Here is an 18,045-nt window from a genome sequence, read left to right as displayed (position 1 = left end):
GGCCATCGCCTTGCCCCGCAGACCACAAGCGCCCCTGTGCAAGGGCAGCGCCCGCTCGATGGACATCACCTGACGACTGGACCCCCACCATGCAACTGCACGGCTATTTTCGCTCATCGGCGGCCTACCGGGTACGTATCGTCGCCAATCTCAAGGGCATCGAACTCGAACACCTGACGGTCAACCTGGTCAAGGGAGAGCAGCGCGGCGATGCCTATGCCAAGCGTAATCCCCAGCACCTGGTCCCCACCCTTGTCACCGACGATGGCCTCGACCTGACCCAGTCCCTGGCCATCTGTGAATACCTGGAGGAGCGCTATCCGAGCCCTCCCATTCTGCCGGCCGACGCCGCCGGACGCGCCCGGGCGCGGGCCCTGTCCCAGCTCATCGCCTGCGACATGCATCCGCTTAATAACCTCAGGGTACTCAAGCACCTGACCGGTGAGCTCGGCCTCGACGAAGCGGCCAAGCTCGCCTGGTACCGCCACTGGGTGACGGTCGGCTTCGACGCCTTCGAGACCATGCTCGATGGATTCAGCACAGACTTCTGCGTCGGCGATAGGCCGACCCTCGCCGACGTCTGCCTGGTTCCCCAGGTGTTCAACGCCGAGCGTTTCGACTGCGATCTCGTGCCCTACCCGCGGATTCGCGCCATCACCGAGCGCTGCCGGGCGCTGCCTGCCTTCGCCAAGGCGGCACCGGATGTTCAGCCCGACGCAACCTGACTTCGGCTACAATGAGCTCGCTAAGGAAACGCTGCATACATTGCTGTGCTCGACATTTCTGCCGCCGGCGGTGCTCAGGATTCTCATTTAACCTCATGTAAATTCCGGCTTTTCCGCTCCACCGATATCCGGCCATCATCGCTCGCGACAGTTATTCAGCGCTTCCCTAACAACAGACACCAGCAGGCAGACAGCAAAAAGAGCGCGGCCATGCCGCGCTCTTTTTGACCGGGGCGTACCAAGCCGCACCCCCGAGGCTGCCCGTGCTGGCCTGACGTCACCACGAGACGAGGAATTACGCGTGCTGAACCCGACATCCCGCACCACCGTGGCCCTGCTGGCGGCCCTGACCGCCCTCGGCCCGCTGGCCACCGACATGTACCTGCCGGCGATGCCTGCCATGCGCGAGGCGCTGGGTACCGGGGCCGACCAGATCCAGCTGACGCTGTCGCTGTACCTGATCGGCTTCGCCATGGCGCAACTACTGTGCGGACCGCTGTCCGATCGTTTCGGCCGCAAGCCGATACTGGCCATCGGGATGGGCATCTTCTTGCTGGCGAGCCTGGCTTGTGCCTGGGCACCCAACATCGAGACGCTGCTGGTGGCGCGTTTCTTCCAGGCACTGGGGGGCGCCGCCGGGCCGGTGCTTGGCCGCGCCGCGGTGCGCGATATCTACGGCCCCTTCGAGGCCAGCCGTATTCTCTCTTACATGGCAAGCGTCATGGCGCTTGCGCCGGCCCTGGCGCCGGTGCTGGGCGCCGGGCTACTGGTGTGGTTTGGCTGGGATGCCATCTTTACCACCCTGGCGATCTACGCCGCCGCCATGCTCGGTCTGATCGCCCTGATGCCGGAATCACTGCCCGTCGAAGGGCGTCAGTCGATCAAGCCGTCGGCGCTCGCCACCACCTTCCGCGGGCTACTCGGCCAGCGCGACTTCATCGGCTACACCCTGACCAACGCGGTGGCCTTCTCGGGCCTGTTCGCCTTTCTTTCAGGATCATCCTTCGTGCTGATCGACTTTCTCGGGGTGAGCCCTGATGAGTACGGGTACCTGTTCGCCCTGATCGTGCTCGGGTTCTTCATCGGCTCGCTGTTAAGCGCCAAGCTCAGCCGGCGTCGCTCGCGCCACCGACTGCTAATCATCGCCACCCTGCTGTCGGCCATCGGCGGCGCGGCTATGGCACTGCTGGCCCTGGTCGGGATCTACCACGTCTGGGCGGTGATCATCCCGCACATGCTGTTCATGATCGGCTTCGGCATCATCATGCCCCAGACCATGGGCGGCGCGTTGGCCCCCAACCCCCACTGCGCCGGCTCGGCATCGGCGCTGTTCGGCTTTATCCAGATGAGCGTGGCCGCCGGGGCCGGGGCCCTGGTCGGCCACTTCGACGACGGCACCTCCCACAGCATGGCCATCGCCATCGGGCTTTCCGGCATCGGTGCGCTGCTCTGCTATCGCCTCATCGTGAGGGTCGAACCCCGCACCAGCGGGGGGAGTACCGCCGCCGTATCCTGAGAGAGCATCGCCCCGACACTCCGCCCACCTCACCCCGCCCGCCGATGCAAGCTTAGGCGGCATCTGTGAGAGATCCGCGATATCTGTCCGTACCCGATGCTCGTAGCCTGTCCTTGCCAGTCCGGTTGCTCGACGTACCACCCGCTGCCAGGAGCATCCCCTCAAGGACGCCCCCGAGGCGCTCGCCATCGTCGCGACAGGAAGCCGATACGGGTAGGAGGGGGCATGAACCACCAGCACGATCACAGCTATAAGCTGCTGTTCAGCGAGCCGAGGGTCGTCCGAGATCTGCTGACAGGCTTCGTCAAGGAAGAGTGGATCGATCGCCTGGATCTTGAATCACTGGAGAAGGTCAGCAGCACCTTCGTCACAGATGACCTTCGCGACCGAGAAGGCGATGTCATCTGGCGCGTGCGCTTTGGCGACGACTGGGTATACGTCTATCTGCTGATCGAGTTCCAGAGCACAGTCGATCCCTTCATGGCGCTTCGCATCATGACCTACGTGGGGCTTTTGTATCAGGAGTTGGTAAAGCAGAAAAAACTAACCAGTAACAACAAGCTGCCCCCGGTGCTGCCAATCGTGCTCTACAACGGCGAAAGACGGTGGAATGCCGCACTCAACGTGTCTAGCCTGGTTCAATCCGTACCGGGGGGCCTGGAGCACTACCGACCTGACCTCCCCTACTTGCTGCTGGACGAGGGCGCCATCGTGGCCAGCGAGCAGTGGTCGATAGAGACCCAGAACGTGGTGTCGGCCATCTTCCGGCTGGAGCATCACCGCAACCTGCAGGATGCCATTGACCTGATCGGTTTGCTGGTACACTGGTTACAAGCGCCGGAACAGACCCGGCTACGCCGACACTTCGCCCTCTGGGTCAGACGCATACTGCTGCCTAGCTGGGTGCCCGAGAACGAAGGAGCCGAGTGGCAGCCGCTTAACGACCTGAACGAGGTGCACAATATGTTATCCGAACGTGCGAAGCAGTGGCCGGACAGGTGGAAGCAGGAAGGCATTGAAGCCGGGCGCCAAGAAGGCATTGAAGCCGGGCGTCAAGAAGGCATTGAAGCCGGGCGTCAAGAAGGCCGTCGGGAGACCGCTCGGAATATGCTCGAGCGAACCTCCATGGATGATCAGACGATCGCCGACCTGGCAGAACTCGACGTCGAGCAGATCCGTCAGCTGCGCGATGAGCTACAGAGTCGGCCCTAGCCCAGAAGATGTAAGCCCAGAAGATGTAAGCCCGGCCGATACAAGCCCTGCTTATCCGTGCACTTCGTGCCCCAGCTCTGCACGACGTCCCCTGTCATCCTGTCATCCTTTTCTTCCTTGCTCCTTTCACTCCTTATCCCCGTCGGCAAGCCTTGGGCCTGCCTCTCGTCCCAGCCTTCCTTGGCTATACGGGGCACGGCAGGCGCGAAGCTCGCCTCGACGTGAGCGGCTGACAGCCACTTTACTCGACCTTGGTCAAATCGCTTGGCTTCCAGGTCTGGTCGTAGAAGGCATCCTCGGCCCCGTAGAGCCGCAGGCAAGCCACAAAGTTTCTCCCTGGCACCGTCTTGATGAAGGCGGCATCATCCACGCCCTCCGGCTGCTCCGGCCCAAACCAGATGTCGATGGAACCATCATCGTTCTGCGGGATGTCATAGTAGCCGTTGGTCGACGGCAGAAGCTGGTCGGTTTCCGGCATCGTGCCATCGGTCACGTTATAGGCGGTCACGGCCCAGAACAGCGCGGCCGGCGGGTCGGGCGGCAGCGTCAGCCGGTAGGTATTGCCACCCTCGAGGAGATTCCCGTCGCCATCGCGGATCGTGAAGGGATATTTCGACCCCGCCCCGGTGGTGCGCATGACCATCGCGGGGGCCGAGGAATAGGCATACTGGAAGAAGCGGGAGCGCGCACCGATATCGAGGTAGCTCTGCTGCATCCATTCCGCGGTGCCGCCCGCCCAGGCACGCTCCCACTGCCGATCCTCGTAGTACTTGTTGCGCTCGTCCGCACGGCCGAGCTGGGCCGAGGCGAGGATCATTTTCGGCGCGTCCTCCAGCGCGCGCTCCAGGGCACCCCGTTGCCAGTCGTTGGGCTCGAAGGGCTGGTCCTTGACGATACCGATCGAGGCCAGGACGCCGCGCAGCTCGGGGGTGATGGCTTCAATGGGCTCGTAGTCGACGAACGCCTTAAGCTTGGTCCAATAGGCGAAGTCCGTGGGATACATCATGTCGACCCGCTGACCGCTGGCGTTCGGAAACTCCATGGGAGGAATCTCTTTCTCCTCGGCCCAGAGAGGGTAGATCCGAGTCTGCTCGGCGGTCGCAACGGCGGGAGCCGGGTCAGGTTCGCCGTCACCTTGTCCCATGACCGTGCGGAAAAACAGGAAAACGTTATAGGTCGAGGACTCGACAGCAAAGTAGCTCGAGGGCACATGCCCGTCATACCCCGGAGGCAAGAGTAAATACAGCCCGCCACGGGCGCGATCCGGCCCAACCGCGCCCACATCCGTGATGGTGCGCTGGAAGAAATCGGTGAACATGCCGATGACGTTGGGCGGTGCTTTCACGACCAGGGGACCGGTTTCCTTCAGGTCCAGATAGTTCATCGAATAGATGACGTCGGCATTCGGAGTCGGCACCCAGGCACGGCTATCCATGCGGTCCTTCCACACCGGCAGCACGTTGTAGCCTTCGCCAAAGGCGGCCTCGGAGCCATCGCGCATGCCAATGACATTCAAGGCAGGCAACATGGTCATGTACGCGTATACGGCCCGCTGATAAAACATTTCCTGTTGCAGGGATTCGGCTTCTTCCTGTGACAACCAATTGCCATTATTAATCTTCTCCACCAGCGGAGACGTCGGTGCAGATTCCTCTTCGGCGCTGGCGGGCAATCCCAGCGTTAGCGCTAGCATGGCGCAACTGGTGGCAAGGGCATACTGTCGTTTCATCGTGCTCTCCCTGTCGTGAAGCATCGAAACCGGATGAACGGCCGACAACAAGCGGTTGGGGCACCACGCCGCTCGTCAAATCGGCACAATTAGACTTCAACGAATCAAGGTAGTCCAAAGACGAAAGATTGGCGCTATGGAGTTGTCATCGTGGCTTTATGTGAAACGATAAAAGACCCCATGATGACTCTTCCGTTGCTGCTTCATTACCGACTCCTGCAAGACGGTACGCCGCCACAGCGCCCCCCACTCCAGGCTCGGCGACTGCTGCTCACTCGCCGGGCCGCAAACGGCCCGATACGCTACGCGCTTCTTCGATAGCGGAGCAGACCCTTTCACGGTCGCCGACGCGGTGTGCCAGCGCCAGCGCCAACCGCGTGAGAAAGTCCGCTTCTTCGGCCTCGGGAAGGCCATCGAGGGCGTCGGCGAGGCGGTCGTAGACCACTTCAAGATCGGCAAAGGCGATACCGGGCAAGCTTATTGGGGCCGGCTGATCCATGCCGCCTGGAGCCGCGGCGCGGGGCTGAGTAAGAGGCCGAGTAAGAGGCCGAGTGAGGGGCTGAGTGAGGGGTTGGCGACCGCTGGCCCGGGCAGTGTCGCCCTTGGGCTCGCCCAGAGCGGTGGCCAATGCCTGGGCCACCGCCTCGGCGGTGGGCTGGCGCCAACGAGCGACGACATGGCGATCCGGACGCACCAGATACAGACTGCCCGGCGCGGCGCCATAGGCCTGCAGCAGGCTGCCATCGCTATCGTCGATCCAGCGAGTGCGTGCGATGTCTGCTCCGGCGCCCCCCTGATGCCCTCCCGACGACTCGCCCGCCGACTCGCCCGACGACGCCACCGCCAACACCACAAGCGCCGGGTCATGCTCGAGCATGGCGGCAATGGCGTCGGCGAAGCGTTCGACCCGCTCCGGTGTCGGGGAAAACCACAGCAGCTGAAAACCGCTTCCCAGATGATCGAGCAGATACGCATTCGTGCCCAGGCGCCGATTGATCAGTGGCGCTCCGGGGACGGGGCCCGTCGCGAACCCCGGGTCATCGGCCACGGTCAGCGGGCTCTCGGCGTAGGTATAGGGGGTGACCTGACGCGGATTGGCAAAATCGCGCACGTAGGCATTGTCCAGCGCCAGGGCCAGAGCCGCATCGCGCAGGCGCCGGTGCCCGCGGGTTGGTGGCGTCATGAAGCGGGTGCTCTTGCCGGCATTAGCGAACACATCGAGGGTCGCGCCGCGGCGCTCGGGCGTGTAGCTGTCCAGCAGGTGGTCCGTGGCGCGCCCGGCGATCACCCAGGCCAGCTTCCAGCCGGCGTTGACCGCATCGGCCAGGCCGTTGTTGAGTCCGCGCACGCCGAAGATCGGCACCAAGTGAGCGCTGTCACCGATGAACATGATGCGCCCGTGGCGATAGTCATCGAGGGCCAGGGTGTGTGCCTTGTACAGGCTCCACCACTCAAGCTCCCAGGGACTGTCCTCGCCGAGAGAAGCCACGATGGCCCCGACCCGCGCGCGGACAACGGCTTCATCCACCGCGGTGTCGGCGTCGTCATCCGGCTTCAGTTGATAGTCAATTCGCCAGATATCATCGGGCTGACGATGGACCAGCACCGTGGAGTCCGGCAGCCCCGAGCAATGAAACAGCGCTCGGCGCTCGGTAGGGAAGTCCGAGCGCAGGCGGATATCGGCGATCACGTAGCGGCCTTCGTAGGCCTCGCCATGCAGTCTCAGACCGAGCGCTCGACGCACCACGCTGCGAGCGCCGTCGGCGGCGAGCAGGTAATCGGCCTGCAGTCGGTAGCCACCCTCGGGCGTGGCGACGCCGAGGGTGATACCGTGGTCGTCGTGCTCGACCGATGTGACCGGCTGTTGCCAGCGCATCTCGATCAGCGGCGAGGCCGTGGCCGCATCGATCAGGTACTGCTCGATGTACTGCTGCTGAAGGTTGATCATCGGCGCAAACCGTTCATGCTCATCATGGGGCATGGAAAAGCGCAGGATCTCGCGATCGCGGTAGTAGGTGCGTCCCCGCGTCCAGCCCAATCCCTTGGCCACGAAGGAGCCCTCGACACCGAGCTGCTGAAGAATCTCGAGGCTGTGGCGCGACAGGCAGATGGCCCGAGAACCGTCGTTGACGCTGTCCTTGTCGTCCAGCACCACCGAGGCCACGCCATGACGCGCAAGCTCCAGGGCCGCGGTGACGCCTACCGGCCCGGCACCGACGATGGCCACTCGGTGTCGGCGCGGTTCTCCGCGAGCCTCTGCTGGCGTGACGTAGGGATAGTGGGGATAGTCGAAGTACAACGAGTCGGTCTCGCGACGGCCGGCGGGGCGCATGGTTGTCTCCTGGGCGACAAGGTGCCAACGGCACGATCAAGGGTATCGAGGAGCCATCCTGGCATGCCGGCCCGAGGGCGCTTGTCCCCCTTTGTACGGGACGACCAAGGTCGAAGGTCGCCAGCCAATGCCCCGCGCTCCAGCGACGGCGCCTCCTCGCAACGCCTCGCCCGGGCCCCACGATGAAGGAACGAGTGTGACGTGAACAACGCGCGACACTGGCCCCGGGGCCTGGATTGGCCGGCCCTGATGGCGCCTCTTGCCACCTGCCTGGACGCCCTCGGCGACGATGACTTCGAAACGGCGCTGTTGGCGCTGCTGCGCGCGGCGTTCGGCATCGAGCAGTGCATGATCTTCGCCCTCGACCGCGATGACCGTCTGACCTGCCTGCTGGCGGCCAACGAGCGTCAGCCACGTCTGGCCGGGCGACTGGCCCGGCTCTACACCGCGGGGCTCTACCGCGAGGACCCCAACTACCCGAGCCTCAAACGGCTGGCCACGCACGGTGCCGGTGGTGCGACCCTCGCGCAGATGCACGAAGACGCCATGTCGCCAGCCTACCGACGTCATCTGTTCGCCTTTCCGGAGCTGGTCGACAAGGTGTCGCTGGCGGTGCCAATAGAAGATGGCGTGGCCTATCTCAACCTGTACCGGGGTGAAGCCCGGGGGCGCTACAGCGACGCCGAACTCGATGCCGTGGAGGCACTCAGGCCGACCCTGGGCGCGCTGGTACGACGTCACTACGGACTCGCCCGCCCCACACCGCTGACGCCTGGGCCTCGCGAGGCCCGCGCCCTGAGCCCACTGTCGCAGCGCGAGCGTACGCTGTGCTTGTACCTGCTGCGTGGCCACACCCTGAAAGGCGCGGCCCAAGCGCTGGACATCGCCCCATCCACCGCCGATACCTATCGCAAGCGCGCCTATGCCAAACTGGGGGTTTCCACCAAGGCGGGGCTGGTTGCTCTGTGCAATGGCTGACCGCTGCCGTTCACCTGCCCCCGCCCCGCCAACCATCAGGCCAGAACTGGGCCCGCCAAGGCATCTCGTGTGCAGGGCTCCCCAGCGCGCATTGCCAACCTTCGCATGCCGCTTACCGCAACGTTTCGCTGCCTTTCGCTGCAGCCCAAGTGCCCCCTCGCGGTTAGCCTCGAAGCTGACCGTCATGGCGCTTGTGGCGGCGGCGTTCCTTGCGTTGCGAGCCTGGGAGCGCCGGGCGCCATCGGCTCCCTGCCCGACGACATCACGCCAGGCAACCGCCGATCGCACCATCGACAACATCAACAACATCAACAACATCAACATCAACAACAACACGCCGACATCAGGAGGTGCCCCATGGCCCGCTCTCATCGCCGTCTTGTTCGCCCCAGCCGCTTGCGCCCTGCCCGACTTGGCTTGGCCTGGGCCCTTAATCTCTTGGCGACGCCTGGGAGCCTGACCAGTCCCCGAGCCAAAACCCTAGCCGTCGTCATATCCCCGGTTGCCATCGCCCCGGTTACCATCGCCATAGCCCCGATTGCCATAGCCATAGCCGCAGCCCTGGCGACAGCGCCGGCTCAGGCGGCTCAGGCGCCCGTGGCCAGGGGCGAAGCACCGCCACCGATCAAGATCACCGCCGAGGCGCTCACCGCTCCCACTCGGGTGGTTACGCTGGGCACCGGCACCCCGAATATTCTTCCCGGCCGCGCCGGCACCGCCACGGCGGTCATCGTCGACGAGGCCGAGGTCTACCTGTTCGACGCCGGCGCCGGTTTCATGGAGACGCTCAGCCAGTTCCAGACCGGTGACAAGGCCGGGCTGTTTCCCGACTCGCCCTCCTACCCCGAGTTCATGTACCCGACCTTCCTCGACAAGCTGTTCCTGACCCACCTGGACTCCGACCATATCCTCGGCGTTCCCGAGCTATTGCTGCGCGGCTGGGTGCTGGAGCGCAGCGTGCCAGTCCGGATCTGGGGCCCCGCAGGCACTGCCACGGTGGTCGATGGCGTGGTGGCGGCCTATCAGCCGGATATCCAGCACCGCCTGGGCAGCCTGCCGATCGACAAGGCGGCCCCCTATACCGGTGTCGTCACCGAGCTCGGCTCCGAGCCCGGGCTCGTTTTCGAGGATGAATACGTGCGCATCAGCGCCTTCGATGTGCCCCATGGTAGCTGGGGGCCCGGGCACGCCTTCGGCTATCGCATCGAGGCGCCCGACAAGACCATCGTCATCTCCGGCGATACCCGCTTCAGCGACAACCTGATCGAGCATGCCCAGGGCGCCGACATTCTTCTGCATGAGGTGATGTCCGAACAGGGGCTCAAGACACTGCCCGAAGACTGGCAGGAGTACATGCTGGGCGCCCACACGTCGCCGACCCAATTGGCAGACATCGCCGACCAGGTCGACCCAACGCTCCTGGTGATGATTCACCCGCTGCTGCTGGGCGCATCGGAAGATACCCTGTTGGAGGAGATTTCAGCCGCCTACGATGGCGCGGTGGAACTGGCCCAGGACGGCGACGTGTTCGAATGAGACGACGCGCCCAACACAAGCAAGGGCCCCGCCTTCGCGGGGCCCTTGCTCGTCGAATCTACCACCCCTTCGTCGGCAGGCGATGGCGCATCCTTGGCCCACCGCGTCGACCACCACACGCCGCTGGCCGGCTCAGCGCCGCCAGGCGCGGACGAACATCCAGGTGCCGATCCCCCAGGCACCGTTGACCAGGAAGCCGATGGGGAAAACGGCCGGATCGATGCCTCGCCCCTTGAGCGGAAAAACCACCAGCATGGCGACCAGGGTCAGCGCCAGCCCACCGAACAGCCCGGCCTTCCACCAGCCGCCGGTGGTGATGCGGCGCATGGCGAACAGTAGCACCATGACCAGTCCCCAGACGCCGCCCCAGAAGCTCGCCGAGAACCAGGCCGGCACGCCCAGCGGAGCCACCGGGCTGGTCGAATAGGGGGCAAAGGGAATGACCCCATAGGCGTTGAGCAGCCCGACGACCGGCTGGTGAAAGCACAGCACGGCGAGAAAACCGGCAACGAAGGCGAGCAGTATCTGGCGACTCATGGCGTCACTCCCTGGTTCCATGGTGGTGGCTGCGTCTCAGACGCAAGGCCAGTCAAAGAGGCTCAGGGTGCCAGATCAGGCCTCGCCCCGGGAAGCATTCGGATAGAAGGCCCCTTCACCGACCAGCACGGCCTGCCCGGCGATTTCCACCGTTACCTTGCCGTTCTCGTCGCGGCTGGCCCGGGCGTGAATCTCACTGGGGCGGCCCATCGCCTCACCCTGGCGAATGCGCCAGTCATTGCGATTGGCCTTGGCCTCACTGCCCAGATAACCCGCCAGCGCCACGGCGGCGCTGCCGGTGGCCGGATCCTCACAGAAGGCACCGCGATGGTGCGAGAACATTCGCGCCTCGATGGTGCCGCCGTCCTGAACATAGAAGTAGGCCTGTTCGATGCCGCTGGGCGAGACGTGCCGGGCCCACTCGGCGCTGTCCAGCGTCAGGCGGGCGAGCGCCTGGCGCGAGGCCAGGGGCACCAGGTGAAACGCCAGGCCACAGGAGGCCTGCACCGGATCACTGGCGATCTCGTCAAGTTCAAGCCCGGCAAGTCCCGCGGCGGCGGCATGCCCCAGGGAACTCGCCCCGACCTCGACGGGCTGCGCGGCACGAAAGCGGGCCAGAGGCCCTTCGAAGGTGACCGCCAGCGCCCCGGCGGGCACCTGCAGGATCAGCGGTTTCTCGGCGCTGATCTGACTGGCGTCAACCAGTCCCTGAGCCGCCAATAGCTGGGCCGCGCCCACGGTCGGATGACCGGCGAAGGGCAGCTCACGCTCGCGGGTAAAAATCCGCATCGAAAAGCGATGCTCGCCTTGGGCCCGCCCGACGAACACGGTCTCGGCCAGGTTCAACTCACAGGCCAGGGCCTGCATGCGTTCGGTCTCCATGCCATCGGCGTCGAGAAATACCGCCAGCTGGTTGCCAGCCAAGGGCGTAGCGGTAAACACGTCCAGCAGGTAGTAGCGCTTGAGCGAGGGCAGCATGGTGACTCCGAGTCAAAGATACGACACACAGATAACGCCGAGGGAAGGACCGGGCAAGAAAGCACCGGACAGCTTCTTGCGCGTCACAGCCATCGGCAACGACTTTCAGCATAGAGGCACAGGCCAACCCGACGCCATCACCGGCACCCCGCGAGGTGTTTTCAGCAAAGCGTCGGGCGCACGGCTAGTCGTCGCGACGGCGCAAGCTGCGCCAGCCGTGGCGCAACTGCTGCCGGTGCAAGCCGATATCCTTGAGCAAATGATCATCCATTTCGGCGAGGTGATGCCAGTCGCAGCGATAGCGACGCCGGCGACGACAGGCGCGGAGTGCTCGGGCAGCAATACGACGAAGAAGGCGTGGCATGACGAACTCCTCACAGGATTGAGCGAGGAGACCAGCATCGCGCCAAGCACAAATACGATACAGATTCAGAAACCGAGATTTTATGCGGTACAGTGGCAAGCCATGGCTCTCTGTACCGCTACCACGGCGAGCCAACTGTTCCTCCCACATCGGAAGCCCCACCATGACCCGGGAAAAACGCTACGAACGGCTGAAGGACCTACTCGCCGCGCGCATCGCCCAGGGCGTCTACCGCCCCGGCGACCGCCTGCCCTCGGTGCGCCAGTGGTGTCGTGAGCAAGGCGTTAGCATGACCACTGCCCAGGCGAGCTTCGCGGCGCTGGAGGCCGATGGCCTGATCGAAGCGCGGCCTCGTTCCGGCTACTTTGTCGCCGAGGCCAGAGCCGCCGCGCCAGCGCCGCGGGTCTCTCGCCCCGAGCAGCGACCGGTTCGGGTCTCACGCTGGGAGCAGGTGCAGTCGCTGGTCGTCGGCGGCGCCTCACACCATGTCATCGCCCACGGCATGCCGGACCTGCGCGCCCCGACCCTGCGCCCGCTCAGGCGCCTGCTGGCCACTCACCAGCGCGACTCGGCGTCGGCCACCTTTGGCTATGACCGCCTGGCGGGGGACCCCGCCCTGCGCCAGCAGATCACTCACCTGATGAGCCAGGGCGGCGCCCTGCGCCAGGCCGACGACGTGATCGTCACCACCGGCGCCCAGGAGGCGCTGGCCATCGCATTGCGCATCCTGTGTCAGCCCGGCGATGTCATCGCGGTGGACTCTCCGGCCTTCTACGGCGCCATGCAGATGCTGGAGGCCCGCGGACTCCAGGCGCTGGAGATTCCCACCGACGCCCAGCGAGGCATCAGCCTGGAGGCACTGGAGCTGGCGCTGGAGCGCTGGCCGGTGAAGGCCATTCTGATCACGCCCACCTGCAACAACCCCCTCGGCTACAGCATGCCCGAGGAGCGCAAGCGGGCCTTGCTGGCCCTGGCCCGGCGCCATGACGTGGCAATCATCGAAGACGACGTCTACGGCGACCTGGCCTACGACGCCCCGCGACCGAGACTGCTGGCGAGCGAGGACAGCGACGGACGAGTGCTGACCTGCAGCAGCTTCTCGAAGACCCTGTTGCCGGGCCTGCGTCTGGGGTGGCTGGCGCCGGGACGCTATCGCGACCGCGCGCTGCACGAGAAGTACGTGTCGACCGGCTGCAGCGCCACCCTGGCCCAGGCCGCGGTGGCCGAGTTCATCGTCCGCGGCCACCATGCCCGCCACCTGGCGGCCATGCGTCGCCAGTATCGTCGCCAGGCCGGGCACATGCGGTGCTGGGTGCAGCAGGCGTTTCCCCCCGGCACCCGGGTCAGCGACCCCCGCGGCGGCTTCATGCTGTGGGTAGAATTGCCCGAGGCGTTCGACAGCCTGGCGCTCAACGCGCACCTGCAGGAGCATGGCCTCGGCGTCGCCCCCGGTCCGCTGTTCTCGGCGAGCGGCAAGTACGGCCATTGCCTGCGGCTCAACTTTTCAAGCCCGATGAGCGATAGCATCGAAACGGCGGTACGCACCATCGGCCGGCTCGCCGGCGAGCAGCTTCAACGCCGCGAACCACGGGCGTCGACGCCCGCTTGAAGAGCCCTCGGCAGCGCCGTGACAACGCCGTGGCAGCGCCGTGACAACGCCGTGGCAGCGCCGTGACAACGCCGTGGCAGCGCCGTGACACCGCCCGCCAGGACAACTGGCCACAGGCGAGCGAGCATTTTCGGGCTGATCCCGATGTGCCGCAGCGTTACACTAGCGCCCGAACCCGCGCGCTCGCTGGCGCGCCAATCTTCGCCCGTATTCATTGCCGAGGCCGCCGTGATGTCCCACCTGCTCTCCATCGACTCCCTGTCCCGCGATGACATCGACCACCTGATGCGCGTCGCCGCGCAGATGGAGCCCATCGCCCAGCGGCGCAAGATCACGCGGGTGCTGGAAGGCGCGGTGCTCGGCAATCTGTTCTTCGAGGCCAGCACCCGTACCCGGGTCAGCTTCCACACCGCCTTCTCGCGACTCGGCGGCAGCGTCTGCGACACCACCGGCTTCACCTTTTCCTCCATGGCCAAGGGCGAGTCGATCTACGACACCAGCCGGGTCATGGCCGGCTACTGCGACGCCATCGTCATGCGCCACCCCGACCAGGGCTCGGTGGCGGAGTTCGCCAGCGCCACCCAGGTGCCGGTGATCAACGCCGGCGACGGCCCCGGGGAGCACCCGAGCCAGGCGCTGCTGGACTTCTATACCATCGACAAGGAGTTCACCCGCCAGGGCAAGTCCCTCAATGGCGCCCATGTGCTGATGACCGGTGATCTGAAGTTTGGCCGCACCGTGCACTCGTTGATCAAGCTGCTGTCGCTCTACGCCCCGATGCGCGTCACCCTGGTGGCGCCCCCCGGGCTCGAGATGCCGGCCCACCTGATCGAACGCGTCAGCCGCCAGGGACTCGACGTCCAGGTACGTGAAAGCCTCGCCGGCGACTTCTCCGACGTCGACGTGGTCTACACCACCCGGATTCAAAAGGAACGCTTCACCGCGGAAATGAGCGAGGGCTTCAACCTGTCGCGAGACTTCACCGTCCATCGCGCCTTCATGGACAGCCGCTGCAACCCTTCGACCATCATCATGCACCCGCTGCCCCGAGACAGCCGCCCCGAGGCCAACGACCTGGACGTGGACTTGAACGGTGATCCGCGACTCGCCATCTTCCGCCAGACCGACAACGGCATCCCGGTGCGCATGGCGATCTTCGCCACCCTGCTCAAGGTCGAGGACCTGATCGCCAAGGACCTGCGCGACGTGCCCTGGTTCGTGCCTGCGAAGGTCGGCGTGGACGACGCGGTGTTCTAAGACTCGCGGCATCCGTCTCCCGCAACACGACAGCGCCCGGTACCGAAAAAACCTCGGTGCCGGGCGCTGTGGTTATACGGGAGGTAGCGGCGCTGAAGCGACGAGCGGGCTAACGCGAGGGCAGGCCCTCGCGCTGGGCGAACCAGCCTTCGAGAATCAGCACCGCGGCGATACCATCGACGCTCTGCTGGCGGTAGTTGCCGGCATGGCCCTGGTCCCGGGCGATGGTCTTGGCCTCGCGGGTGGTGCCGCGCTCATCGAACATCTCGCAGACGACCCCGTAACGACCGAACAGGCGGTTGCCGAACTTGCGCGCCCGGGTGCTCATCTCGCTCTCGCTGCCGTCCATGTTTAGCGGCAGGCCGACCACGAACAGGTCCGGGCGCCACTCCTCGACCAGCGCCGAGATCACTCGCCAGTCGGGAATGCCGTCCCGGGCGGCCAACGGCTCGAGTTCGCGAGCGCTGGCCAGCAGTTCATTGCCCACCGAGACGCCGATGCGTTTGGTGCCAAAATCAAAGGCCAGGATTAACCGCGAGCCCGGCGCTGTCTTCGTCGCTGCCATCAGCCGTGTCCGGCCTCGCGGGTCATCAGGTTCAGGTCGACCCCGAGAATGCCGGCACTGGCCGACAGGCGCTGCTCCGGGGGGACGTCGAACAGCACGTTGGAGCGTCCTTCGACGGTCAGCCAGGCGTTGTCGAGCAGCTCGCTTTCGAGCTGACCCGACTCCCAGCCGGCACAGCCGAGGCACACCAGGAACTCGTCCGGACCATTGCCGGCAGCGAGGGCCTGCAGCACATCCATGGAGGTGGTCAGGGCAATATCGTCGGTCACCTGGATGCTCGAATCCCACACCTCGGCGTCGCCGCGATGCAGGATAAATCCGCGATCCTTGTGCACCGGACCGCCGTAGTACACCGGTGCGTTGCGATTGGGCCCGTCGATGGCCTCGAGTTCGAGCTGTTCGAACAACGCATCGAGCGTCAACTCGGTGGGCTTGTTGACGATGACACCCATGGTGCCGTTGTCGTCATGGTCACACAGATAGCTCAAGGACCCGGCGAAGTTCGGATCCTCGAGGTGCGGCATCGCCATCAAGAAATGGTTCTTCAAACTTTCCATGGGACTCCTGGGCGGTAGCAAACGCCAAGATGATTCGTTACCGGACACGGGCGGTACGGCCGTGAGGCCATCGCCAGGGCGGCGCCAGGGCGTCTCCTGAACACCTCGAGACAACCCCGACGCCGCCCCCGGCGGGATGACGCTAGTGTAACACCGAGGGCGCTGGTCCTCAGCGGCCGGCGAGCCGACGCTCGACGGCGTCCATCAACTGTCCGGCGATGTCGGTGCCGCGCTGGTCGTCGATCTCGCGCACGCAGGTGGGGCTCGTGACGTTGATCTCGGTGATGTAGTCACCGATAACATCGAGGCCGACGAACATCAGGCCCTTGTCCTTCACCATCGGCTTGACCTGCTCGACCAGCCAATAGTCGCGGTCGGTCAATTCACGGCTGACGCCGCGCCCACCGGCGGCCAGATTGCCGCGTGTCTCGCCGGCGGAAGGGATCCGCGCCAGACCAAAGGGCACCGGCTCGCCATCGACCAGCAGGATGCGGGTATCGCCGTCCTTGATCTCCGGCAGATAGCGCTGAACCATGATCTGGCGCTGGCCGCGTTCGGTCAGGGTCTCGATGACCGCGCCGAGATTGCGGCCCTCGGGCCCGACATGAAAGATGCCGCTGCCGCCCATGCCATCCAGCGGCTTGAGGATGATATCGCCGTGCTCGACCTGGAAGGCGCGAATCTCGGCGTCCCGGCAGGACACCAGCGTCGGGGCGCAGCACTGCGGGAACTGCTGGGCGAAGAGTTTTTCATTGCACTCGAACAGCGCCCGGGTCGGATTGACCACCAGCACGCCCTCCCGCTCGGCGAAGCCCAACAGGTGCACGGCATTGAGGAAGTGGCCATCCACCGGCGGGTCCTTGCGCATCAGGATCACATCGAGCTCGGCGAGCGGGCGAGCCTCGCTGTCGCCCAGATCGAACCAGTGGTCTGGATCGCGGTGGACGGTCAACGCGCGCTGGCGGGCGTAGGCCTTGCCATCGCGCAGGAACAGGTCTTCCTGCTCCATGTAGGAAAGCTGCCAGCCGCGATCCTGGGCCGACCACAGCATGGCAAGACTGGTGTCCTTCTTGTAGGCCAGCTCGGCGATGGGGTCCATCACCACGCCGACCCGGAGGGGGCGATTGCTCATCGAGGCGTCGTCCGCAGTGTCAAATGATGACGCCAGTATGCCCGAGGGCAACCCGGGCCACCAAGGCCACTAGTCGGCGCCGCCGGTTTGGGCAGCCCCCTCACGCGGCGCCAGACGGATACCGGCCTCTTCGATGACGATCAGGCGGCGCTTGTAGAGCCGGCCAATGGCCTGCTTGAAGGCGTTTTTGCTGACCTTGAGCCGCGCCTTGATCTCGGGTGCCGGGCTCTTGTCGGACAGCCCCAGGTAGCCGCCGGACTCGCGCAGCGCCTTGAGCACCTGCTCGCCAACGACATCGAGCTTGGCCTCGCCTGGCGGCAACAATGACAGGTCGAGGCGGCCGTCCTCACGTACCCGCTTCACATAGCCCGTCAGGCGCTGGCCACGGCGCAGCGGGCGGCTCAGGTCATCGTGGTACAACAGCCCCCAGCAGCGACTGTCGACCACCGCCTTGATGCCAAGATCCGTGGTCTCGCTGATCACCAGGGCCACTTCATCGCCGGCGCGATGCTCGTCGCTGGTGTCGGCGAGAAACCGCTCCAGGCGCTGAGAGGCCACCGGCCGGCCTTCACGATCCTCGGTGATCATGACCAGCACCCGACGCCCCTCGACGGGACGCAGGCGCTGTTCGCCATAGGGCAGCAGCAGGTCGCGGGGGTGTCCCCAGTCGAGAAAGGCCCCGGTGTCATTGACCGTGACCACGGTCAGATCGGCCACGTCACCGACATTGGCCACGGGTGACGCGTGGCGGCGCGGACTGGCCGAACGCCGGTCGGCGCCCTGAGGGCCTCGGCGATCACGGGAGGGCGGCGGGCCACTGCGGCGGCGAGTATCGGACATGGTCGGCTCCCGGTAGGAAAGGCGCCCATTATGGCGCCGCCGGGCGGGGGAAGAAACCGCCTTGGTGAACACGCCACCCGAGCCACCCTCGTCCGACGTCAGCCAGGCTGCAGCCGAGTGCATCGCAGCGCCTCTGAGCGCTCAGCCCCAAAGGCCATGGCAGCACCGTGGTAGCCCC

At 65.4% G+C, this 18,045-nt stretch carries 16 protein-coding genes; 7 read left to right on the top strand and 9 right to left on the bottom strand.

What is annotated here, in order from left to right; all coding sequences use genetic code 11:
- Window positions 1–89: 89 nt before the first annotated feature.
- From maiA to ACUN9Y_RS03125, 3 genes are all read left to right on the top strand, one after another.
- Window positions 90–725 carry a maleylacetoacetate isomerase gene (gene maiA, locus ACUN9Y_RS03135; RefSeq protein WP_445459222.1) on the top strand — a complete coding sequence of 212 codons (636 nt, stop codon included), beginning with the start codon at window positions 90–92 and terminating at the stop codon, window positions 723–725.
- A 301-nt stretch (window positions 726–1,026) separates the two neighbouring features.
- Window positions 1,027–2,241 carry a multidrug effflux MFS transporter gene (locus ACUN9Y_RS03130; RefSeq protein WP_445459221.1) on the top strand — a complete coding sequence of 405 codons (1,215 nt, stop codon included), beginning with the start codon at window positions 1,027–1,029 and terminating at the stop codon, window positions 2,239–2,241.
- 225 nt (window positions 2,242–2,466) lie between these two features.
- A complete protein-coding gene (locus ACUN9Y_RS03125) occupies window positions 2,467–3,453 on the top strand; it encodes an Rpn family recombination-promoting nuclease/putative transposase (RefSeq protein ID WP_445459220.1) in 987 nt (328 codons plus the stop codon).
- 241 nt (window positions 3,454–3,694) lie between these two features.
- Here ACUN9Y_RS03125 and ACUN9Y_RS03120 read toward each other — a convergent pair whose 3' ends face one another.
- Together ACUN9Y_RS03120 and ACUN9Y_RS03115 are read right to left on the bottom strand one after the other, a co-directional pair.
- A complete protein-coding gene (locus tag ACUN9Y_RS03120) occupies window positions 3,695–5,182 on the bottom strand; it encodes a DUF1254 domain-containing protein (RefSeq protein ID WP_445459219.1) in 1,488 nt (495 codons plus the stop codon).
- A 271-nt stretch (window positions 5,183–5,453) separates the two neighbouring features.
- Window positions 5,454–7,514, bottom strand: a complete 2,061-nt coding sequence (locus tag ACUN9Y_RS03115; protein ID WP_445459218.1) for an FAD-dependent monooxygenase — start codon at window positions 7,512–7,514, stop codon at window positions 5,454–5,456.
- Window positions 7,515–7,715: 201 nt separating this feature from the next.
- Between ACUN9Y_RS03115 and ACUN9Y_RS03110 the strand changes: the two genes are divergently transcribed.
- Window positions 7,716–8,492: a helix-turn-helix transcriptional regulator gene (locus ACUN9Y_RS03110; RefSeq protein ID WP_445459217.1), complete on the top strand. Its 777-nt coding sequence runs from the start codon at window positions 7,716–7,718 to the stop codon at window positions 8,490–8,492.
- A 597-nt stretch (window positions 8,493–9,089) separates the two neighbouring features.
- A complete protein-coding gene (locus ACUN9Y_RS03105; protein ID WP_445459216.1) occupies window positions 9,090–10,028 on the top strand; it encodes an MBL fold metallo-hydrolase in 939 nt (312 codons plus the stop codon).
- A gap of 132 nt (window positions 10,029–10,160) precedes the next feature.
- On the opposite strand, the gene ACUN9Y_RS03100 is transcribed toward ACUN9Y_RS03105, so the two are convergent.
- The 3 genes from ACUN9Y_RS03100 to ACUN9Y_RS03090 all read right to left on the bottom strand — a co-directional run bounded on the left by ACUN9Y_RS03100 (window position 10,161) and on the right by ACUN9Y_RS03090 (window position 11,907).
- Window positions 10,161–10,565: a hypothetical protein gene (locus ACUN9Y_RS03100; RefSeq protein ID WP_445459215.1), complete on the bottom strand. Its 405-nt coding sequence runs from the start codon at window positions 10,563–10,565 to the stop codon at window positions 10,161–10,163.
- A 75-nt stretch (window positions 10,566–10,640) separates the two neighbouring features.
- Window positions 10,641–11,543 (bottom strand): PhzF family phenazine biosynthesis protein, encoded by a 903-nt coding sequence (locus tag ACUN9Y_RS03095; protein WP_445459214.1) that lies wholly within the window; start codon window positions 11,541–11,543, stop codon window positions 10,641–10,643.
- Between the two features lie 184 nt (window positions 11,544–11,727).
- Window positions 11,728–11,907, bottom strand: a complete 180-nt coding sequence (locus ACUN9Y_RS03090; RefSeq protein ID WP_445459213.1) for a DUF1127 domain-containing protein — start codon at window positions 11,905–11,907, stop codon at window positions 11,728–11,730.
- 163 nt (window positions 11,908–12,070) lie between these two features.
- Between ACUN9Y_RS03090 and ACUN9Y_RS03085 the strand changes: the two genes are divergently transcribed.
- Together ACUN9Y_RS03085 and pyrB are read left to right on the top strand one after the other, a co-directional pair.
- Window positions 12,071–13,516 (top strand): aminotransferase-like domain-containing protein, encoded by a 1,446-nt coding sequence (locus ACUN9Y_RS03085; protein ID WP_445459212.1) that lies wholly within the window; start codon window positions 12,071–12,073, stop codon window positions 13,514–13,516.
- Between the two features lie 228 nt (window positions 13,517–13,744).
- Window positions 13,745–14,773, top strand: a complete 1,029-nt coding sequence (gene pyrB, locus ACUN9Y_RS03080) for an aspartate carbamoyltransferase (RefSeq protein ID WP_445459211.1) — start codon at window positions 13,745–13,747, stop codon at window positions 14,771–14,773.
- A 109-nt stretch (window positions 14,774–14,882) separates the two neighbouring features.
- Here the strand turns inward: pyrB and ruvX are convergent, their stop codons facing one another.
- The 4 genes from ruvX to ACUN9Y_RS03060 form a co-directional block, all read right to left on the bottom strand.
- Window positions 14,883–15,338, bottom strand: coding sequence for a Holliday junction resolvase RuvX (gene ruvX, locus ACUN9Y_RS03075; protein ID WP_445459210.1), 456 nt, complete (start codon window positions 15,336–15,338; stop codon window positions 14,883–14,885).
- A complete protein-coding gene (locus ACUN9Y_RS03070) occupies window positions 15,338–15,895 on the bottom strand; it encodes a YqgE/AlgH family protein (protein ID WP_445459209.1) in 558 nt (185 codons plus the stop codon). Before ACUN9Y_RS03070 ends, ruvX begins: the two co-directional genes overlap by 1 nt.
- A gap of 169 nt (window positions 15,896–16,064) precedes the next feature.
- Window positions 16,065–17,027 carry a glutathione synthase gene (gene gshB, locus ACUN9Y_RS03065; protein WP_445459208.1) on the bottom strand — a complete coding sequence of 321 codons (963 nt, stop codon included), beginning with the start codon at window positions 17,025–17,027 and terminating at the stop codon, window positions 16,065–16,067.
- 69 nt (window positions 17,028–17,096) lie between these two features.
- On the bottom strand, window positions 17,097–17,867 hold the full coding sequence (locus ACUN9Y_RS03060; RefSeq protein ID WP_445459207.1) for a CvfB family protein: 771 nt from the start codon (window positions 17,865–17,867) through the stop codon (window positions 17,097–17,099).
- Between the last annotated feature and the right edge of the window lie 178 nt (window positions 17,868–18,045).

The organism is Halomonas sp. V046 (assembly GCF_052645355.1).
Note: the sequence above shows the minus strand (reverse complement) of the source record. Positions and strands in the feature narration are given on the sequence as shown.